6 protein-coding genes are annotated in these 7,179 nt (G+C 47.4%); all 6 read left to right on the top strand.

The annotated features are described in order from the left end of the window. Positions 1–1,032, top strand: a 1,032-nt coding sequence (locus tag Q0620_RS03200; protein WP_298783179.1) for a hypothetical protein, incomplete at its 5' end; no start/stop codon positions are given. A gap of 152 nt (positions 1,033–1,184) precedes the next feature. After that, on the top strand, positions 1,185–2,378 hold the full coding sequence (locus Q0620_RS03195) for a tetrahydrodipicolinate N-succinyltransferase N-terminal domain-containing protein (RefSeq protein WP_298783178.1): 1,194 nt from the start codon (positions 1,185–1,187) through the stop codon (positions 2,376–2,378). Between the two features lie 362 nt (positions 2,379–2,740). Continuing rightward, the gene (locus Q0620_RS03190; RefSeq protein WP_298783177.1) at positions 2,741–3,127 is read left to right on the top strand and encodes a hypothetical protein; all 387 of its coding nucleotides are present in this window, start codon (positions 2,741–2,743) and stop codon (positions 3,125–3,127) included. Positions 3,128–3,145: 18 nt separating this feature from the next. Next, entirely contained in the window at positions 3,146–4,273 is a 1,128-nt protein-coding gene (locus Q0620_RS03185; protein ID WP_298783176.1) for a cation diffusion facilitator family transporter, read from the top strand. A gap of 214 nt (positions 4,274–4,487) precedes the next feature. Continuing rightward, positions 4,488–6,080: an ABC-F family ATP-binding cassette domain-containing protein gene (locus Q0620_RS03180; RefSeq protein WP_298783175.1), complete on the top strand. Its 1,593-nt coding sequence runs from the start codon at positions 4,488–4,490 to the stop codon at positions 6,078–6,080. After that, positions 6,073–6,276, top strand: coding sequence for a sulfur carrier protein ThiS (gene thiS, locus Q0620_RS03175; RefSeq protein ID WP_298783174.1), 204 nt, complete (start codon positions 6,073–6,075; stop codon positions 6,274–6,276). Before Q0620_RS03180 ends, thiS begins: the two co-directional genes overlap by 8 nt. Positions 6,277–7,179 lie beyond the last annotated feature (903 nt).

Below are 7,179 nucleotides of genomic sequence, written 5' to 3'. Positions count from 1 at the left end.
GAAGATCAGAAAGATCAGAAAATTTCCGAAAGTCCGAAAAATAACTTTAATAAGTTAAAAGAGATTTCTGAGGGAATTTTGTCGATTTTAAAATTAATTTCCTTAATAATGTCCACATTCTCTATTATTATAGGCTTTGTGTTTACTATGACTTATATGAGAGATAATGGATTTTTTAGTTATGAAATCTTTAGCATAAATTTTATGTGGGTTTTCTTGCTTGTGGGTATGTTGTTAATAGTCATTCACGGATTTTATATTTTAGGTGCGCATCTACGTATAACTAAAAAAACTGACGGTGAAGCTGCATACATAACCTGTATTTTTATAAATACAACTCTGATAATTTGTGTTTTTTTAGCGTGTTGTTGTATATTGTATGATAATGTTGTTTTTATTGATTTGATACTTATCTATTTTTTAGCATTGATAGTTTTATCTATTGCATATTGTACTTGTTACTATAAAAAGCAAGAATATATGAAAAAAATTCTTTGGTTTACTGAAATAATATATATAATCATTTTTATCGCTTTTTTTTATCACAAAGGATTGCAAGGGGTTGATTCTTCTTTTATAGTATTTGCCATTTTCTTCTTTTTATTTGAAGCATTAATAATTTTTATTTCGTGTGCAGCTATCACTATAGAAAGATTTTTTGCGGCTCTTGGTATAATGTTTATTGCGTTTCATATATTATTTTTATCACTGAGTGTGCCTATTTTTTCGCATTTTTTTGAGGAATCACAATATTATAGCTTCAATTTTATTTGCAAAAAATTTTTAAAGTCTATAAATTTAGCTTCCGATAATGTTGAAATTTATCTAAAAGATAAAAATGAATCTGTTATTAGCGGTAAGTTAATTTTCGACGACGGTAAATATGCCTATGTGGAATTTAATCGCACGGTTAGCAATTGCGGCGATGTCGGCGATTCTTGCATTAAAACTATAAGAAAGAAAGTTCCTAGCGAGGATGTTAGCATTATTATCAAAGTTAAAAAAGATACTAAAGCAAGTGTTCCGAAATAAAACTACAAGAAGCCAAGCAATATGAAACAAAATAATCAAGAATTTAAAAGCGCGTGTTTTCGCTTTTAAATTCCATTCATGCGTATTTTCAAATCCCCTTTTAAATTAAATTTAGCTATACTCCCGCGCAATTTTGCGATTAAGGATTAAATATGAAAGAGATTAAAAGCCTAAGCGAGCTGCGAGCTTTTGCAGATAAAGTTCACGCCGAAAAGGGCTATCGCGATCCGATGATGTGGGCGGTCGGGCGCGTATTTAAGGGACGCGCGGAGGGGCACAAAAGCCTAAGCGTAAATTACGCGCACGTAAATTTTAAAGATGGGCTAGTAAGCGCAGCAGCGCTAATCCATGCTCTAACCGAATGCGGCGAGGTCGTGGATTTTAGCGGTAGTGAGTGCGTCCTTCCGCTAACGCACAAAGCCCTAAAAAAGGCGATCGAGGCTTTAAAATTTCTACAGCCAGACGCTAAAGAGGGCGCGCATAAAAATCTGCAGGTGCTGCTTGCGGTTAAAGAGGCGATGAAATCAGACGAGCACGCGAGCTTTTGTGCTAGCTTCATCTTTGAGGATGCCGCGCCAAAAAGCGTCGAGAGCGTCTATCTCAAGCTTTACGCGCTTTCGCTAAATCTCTGCGAGCCGCGTACGCTCAATCTAGATGGCGCATTTAGCGTGCTTCCGAATGTCGCGTGGGATGAAAACGCCCGCCCGATCGAGCTTTGGTGGCTGCGTGAAAACGAAATCCATTTAAAAATGCAAGGTCGCTATCCGCGCATCATTAGCGTAGATAAATTTCCGCGCTACCTAAGCCACGTCGTGCCGCCGCAAAACGTGCGGATTTTAGACGATGCGAAGGTGCGTTTGGGTGCGCATATCTCCGCGGGTACGACCGTGATGCCGGGTGCTGCGTATGTAAATTTCAACGCAGGCACGACCGGCAGCGTTATGATCGAGGGGCGCGTCAGTAGCTCGGTCGTCGTGGGCGAGGGTAGCGACATAGGCGGCGGCGCGTCGATTTTGGGCGTACTAAGCGGCACCAACGGCAATGCTGTGAGCATCGGCAAGCACTGCTTGCTGGGCGCAAACTCCGTAACGGGCATTCCGCTAGGCGACCGCTGCATCGTGGATGCCGGCATCGCGGTACTTGAGGGCACGAAGGTTTTCATCACGCAAAAGGATCGCGAGGCGCTAGCGGCGCTAAATCCAGGCTTTGCGTTCGATCGTGAAATTTATAAAGGGCTTGAGCTTGCCGGGCTTAGCGGACTACACTTCCGACAAAACAGCCAAAGCGGGCAGATTACGGCAAGCGTTAGCAAGCGCGCGATCAAACTCAACGCGGAACTGCATTAAATTTATAAATTTAAACGGCGGGGCGCAGATCGGCTGGAGCTTTTTTTAAACTGCGTTAAATCTATAACTTAAACTGCGAGTTTGAAAAAGATACGGACGATCTCGCCGCACGCCGCTTTGAGCGAGCGCATGCGATCCGTCGCAAAATTTCTACTCATAGAATTTTGCGCGGAATTTAAAGAATTTTTGCCGCGATTTAGAAAATTTCCAGCGGTGATTTATGGAATTTACGCCGCTATTTTAACGCAAGTAATTTTGGCGGTTTGCGGATTTGCGCCGCGCAAATAGGTCTTTAAATTTCAAAAATAGATTGAATTTAAAATTTTAATATGATAGATTTCAAATAAAATAAGGAGATGAAAATGAAAAAATTTATACTCGCCATATCCGGCGTATTTATCTGCACTGCGGCGCTTGGGGGAGATGCCGATGCCGAGCGCTGCAAGGCTTTGGCGGACGCCGTAAATGGGCACAGCCACCCCGCGACTAAAAATATAGAGTTGGGCGCGGCTACGTGCGAAGGCGATAAATTTGTAATTCCTACGATTCTAAAAAATGAAATTTGGGATAAAGTAGATCCTAAAATAAAGCAAAATTTTGAGAGAGTTTTGCGCGCCGATAGGCAAAAGGACGTATGCGCGATGATGAAAGCGGGCGGTCTAAATCGCATAGGCGTACGAGAATTTCTGCAAAGCGGCGAAAAAATCGCCGATCTGACCTACACGCGCAGCGATTGCGGCTTGGAATAAAATTTCAAAGGAGAGATAATGGAAGTGCCTCAAGCGGCGTATAGCAGAGATAAAATCATCATTCGCACCGGTGTGATCGGTATCGTTTCAAATGTAATTTTAGCGGCATTTAAGGGCGTCGTGGGGCTGATCTCAGGCTCGATCGCGATCGAGCTTGATGCCGTAAATAACCTAAGCGACGCACTTTCGTCCGTAATTACGATCGTGGGCGTGCATCTTGCGAGCAAGCAGCCCGATCGCGCACACCCCTTCGGACACGGCAGGATCGAGTATCTAAGCGCGATCGTAATCGCCGTCATCATCCTCTACACCGGCGGCGTCTCGCTCGTCGAATCGATCAAAAAGATCATTCATCCGCAAACGGCGAATTATAATGCAATTTCGCTCGCCATCATCGCAGTAGCGGTCGCGGCGAAATTTAGCCTGGGGCTCTATACGCAAAAGACGGGCGAGCGCGTAAATTCCGACTCTCTCATCGCAAGCGGCGTGGACGCCAAATACGACGCGCTCGTATCGCTAGCCACCCTCGTAGCGGCTTTTATTTCGCTTATTTTCGGGCTAAGCTTGGAGGCGTATCTGGGCGCGATAATTTCGGCTCTTCTGATCAAAACGGCGTATGAAATTCTACGCGATACGATCAGCAAGCTTTTGGGCTCGCGTCCGAGCCTGGAGCTGACGAATGAAATTTACGACGTCGTGCGCGGCTTTGAGGGCGTCATCGGCGCATACGATCTGATGTTTCATGACTACGGGCCCGATAAGATGGTCGGCAGCATCCACATCGAGGTCGCAAGCGATACGACAGCGGCGCAGATCGACGCTCTTACGCGCCGCATCCAAAACGCCGTTTTTGCGAAATTTAATATCATCCTAGACACCGTAGGAATTTACGCGTTTAACAGGAACGATCCGCGCGCCGCCGAGATCTACGAGCATATCAAGCAGATGGCGTTTTCGCATGAGTTCGTTTCGCAGATACATGGATTTTATCTCGACGAGCCAAAACACTCGATCAGCTTCGACGTTATCGTCGATTTCGCAGCGCCCGATATGGAGGCGACGTTTCGCGCGGTCTGCAAACAGGTACGCGCCGCGTATCCGAACTACACGCTCATCATCACTCGCGACAGCGATTACAGCGGCTAAAATTTAAATTGCTCTAGCTTTGGCGGTCTAAATTTAATCGTGCCCACCCGCGCGCCTTCGGCGAAATTTCAGAATTTTAAGCTACAATAGGAGAAATTTATCGCGGTTCCGCGCGGCGCAAATGCCGCAATAAACCGCGAGATAAAATTTGCGCGCAAAGCCTGGCAGAAGCCCGCGCGCAAGGCAATGCAAAGAGAAATTTAAAAGGAAAAATATGGTTGAAATCAAAGATCTAACGATGCGCTTTGGCAAACAGCTGCTTTTTGAAAACGTAAATTTGAGCCTCGATAAGGGCAGGCGCTACGGTCTCATCGGCGCAAACGGCGCGGGCAAATCGACGCTGCTTAAAATTTTAAGCGGGCAGATCGAAGCAAGCAGCGGCGAAATTTTGATCGAAAGCAGGCTTAAAATCGGCGTTTTGGGGCAGGATCAATTCGCTTTTGAAAGCTTCAGCGTCAAAGACGCCGTGCTCTACGGCAACAAGCGCCTTTATGACGCCGTGCGCGAAAAGACGCAGCTTTACGAAGCGGGCGAGTTTAACGACGAGATAAACGAGCGCCTCGGCGAGCTTGAGATGATCTGCGCCGAGGAGGATCCCGCCTACGAGTACGAAACGCGGATCGAGAAAATTTTAAGTTCGCTGGGGCTGAACGACTTCGATAAAAAGATGAGCGAGATCGAGACGAGCGATAAATTTAAGGTTCTGCTCGCGCAGGTGCTCTTCCCGCGCCCCGACGTGCTGTTTTTGGACGAGCCTACGAACAATCTCGATATCGACGCCATTTCGTGGCTCGAGTTTGAGCTAAATCGCCACACGGGCACGCTCGTAGTCATCAGCCACGACCGCCACTTTTTAAACCGCGTCTGCACGGACATCCTCGACGTGGATTTTAGGCGAGTGCGCGAATTTAGCGGCAATTACGATGACTGGTTCATAGCGTCCAATCTAATCGCCAAACAAGCGCAGTTTGAGCGCGAGAAAAAGCTCAAAGAGAAGGCGGAGCTTGAAAAATTTATCGCTCGCTTTAGCGCCAACGCAAGCAAAGCCAAGCAGGCAACGAGCCGCCAAAAACAGCTTGATAAACTCGATCTTAGCGAGCTTGCGACCTCTTCGCGCAGAGAGCCTAGCATTTTATTCAAGCCTGCGCGCGAGATCGGCAATGAAATTTTAGAGCTAAGCGGCGTGGATATGAGCTTCGACGAGGTTCAAATTCTGAAAAATTTTAATCTCAAGCTCGCTCACGGCGATAAGATCGCTATCATCGGGCGAAACGGCGTGGGCAAAAGCACGCTTTGCAAGATCATCATGGGCGAGCTCGCGCCGCAGCGCGGCAAGGTTCATATGGGCGCCACGATCGAGCCCGGGTATTTTGCGCAGGATACGAATAATAAAATTTCAGGCGAGCTCAAGCTCTACGAATATCTACAAAGCCCGCAAAATAGGGATCTGGATGAAATTCGCAAATGCCTTGGACGTATGCTTTTTAGCGGCGCGGAGCAGGAGAAAAGCGTGGGCAGCCTAAGCGGCGGCGAGAAACACCGCGTGATGTTAAGTAAGCTAATGCTGCAACGCCCGAACCTGCTGGTGCTTGATGAGCCCAACAACCACCTTGATCTTGAGGCGATCATCGCTCTGGGAGAGGCGCTGTATAACTTCGCGGGCTGCGCGATCTGCGTGAGCCACGACCGCGAGCTTATCGACGCGTTTGCAAATAGAATTTTACACCTCAAAGGAGACGCCGAAATCGTCGATTTTAGGGGCACTTACGAGGAGTATCGCGAGAGTTTGGGAGCAAACGATGATTGAGATCTGCGTAAACGGCGAGAGGCTGCAGCTGGCGCAGGATATGAGCGTGAGCGAGTTTTTGCGCCGGCGCGGACATGATCTGCGCCTAGTGGCGCTCGAACGCGACGGCGAAATTTTAAAAAAAGAGGTATGGGAGCGCACGCAGATCTCAAGCGGCAAAAAATATGAGATCGTCGAGTTCGTAGGCGGCGGCTGAGGTCGAAGCTTTGAATTATGTTAAAATTATAGCGGCTGAGGTTTAAATCCGCGCGGAGGTCGCTAAATTTTAAGCGGCGTAGCGACACGGCGGCTGGGGCTTAAAATTTGCACGCGCGTCGTTGAAATTTTAAGCGCGTAGCGTCGCAGCTGCATAAATAGACGCAGCGGAGAGATAGCGGCGTTTGGGTTTTCAAATTTATTAAAAGGACAGGACGGTCTGGCGCCTGAGGCGAGCTTTAAATTTTTAAAAGTGAGCTAGGCCGCGGCGGCTGGGCGCAGGAGTTTTAAAATTCGCTCCGCGGCGATAGAGTTTAAATTTTTATTGCGGTGGCGAAACGTTAATTTGCGTCGCTAGCCGCAGCGACTGGGTGTGGAGCTGTAAACTGCGCCGCCGCCGCAAGCTTGAGCGCATGGCTTTAAAATTTATGCCGAAGTTGTGGAGTTTGAGCGCGAGGTGTTTAAAATTTACCCCGAGATCTCTGCCGTCGTGCACGCTGCTATGTATGCTGCTGCGTGCCGTTTTTTTCGTCGGTTCGGTTCGGCTTGAAATTTTAAATTTAGCCGCAGCGCGGATTTATTTGTGCGTTTAGTAGCTTTTAAATTTGGCGGATCGCTCTAGTGCCTAGTGGCCTTAGATTTAACCGGCAAGCGGAGCCAATTAATGCGTTAAAATTTAGCATATCTGGCGTGTGCTGCGCGTGCCGTACGAAACCCCTACAACGCGCTGTATTGGTCGAATGCAATGCGCAAAGCCAAAACATTACGCGTAAAAGCAGGATGAAATTTTTAGATCAAAATCGCGTGCGATGCGCTCGGTACGCCTAGTTTGCGTCGCAGCTCGTGCGAGCGTTTGCGCGGTGCGCCGCAGCTGTGTAGATATCTGTCGCAACCGTGCCGCAAT

It is taken from the genome of uncultured Campylobacter sp. (genome assembly GCF_938017615.1).
Classification (GTDB): Bacteria; Campylobacterota; Campylobacteria; order Campylobacterales; family Campylobacteraceae; genus Campylobacter_B.
Note: the sequence above shows the minus strand (reverse complement) of the source record. Positions and strands in the feature narration are given on the sequence as shown.

Excerpts from the sequence above, each read along its gene's own strand:
- Q0620_RS03185 (WP_298783176.1), top strand. The coding sequence starts at position 3,146 with ATGGAAGTGCCTCAAGCGGCGTATAGCAGAGATAAAATCATCATTCGC.
- Q0620_RS03190 (WP_298783177.1), top strand. The coding sequence starts at position 2,741 with ATGAAAAAATTTATACTCGCCATATCCGGCGTATTTATCTGCACTGCG.
- Q0620_RS03180 (WP_298783175.1), top strand. The coding sequence starts at position 4,488 with ATGGTTGAAATCAAAGATCTAACGATGCGCTTTGGCAAACAGCTGCTT.
- Q0620_RS03195 (WP_298783178.1), top strand. The coding sequence starts at position 1,185 with ATGAAAGAGATTAAAAGCCTAAGCGAGCTGCGAGCTTTTGCAGATAAA.
- thiS (WP_298783174.1), top strand. The coding sequence starts at position 6,073 with ATGATTGAGATCTGCGTAAACGGCGAGAGGCTGCAGCTGGCGCAGGAT.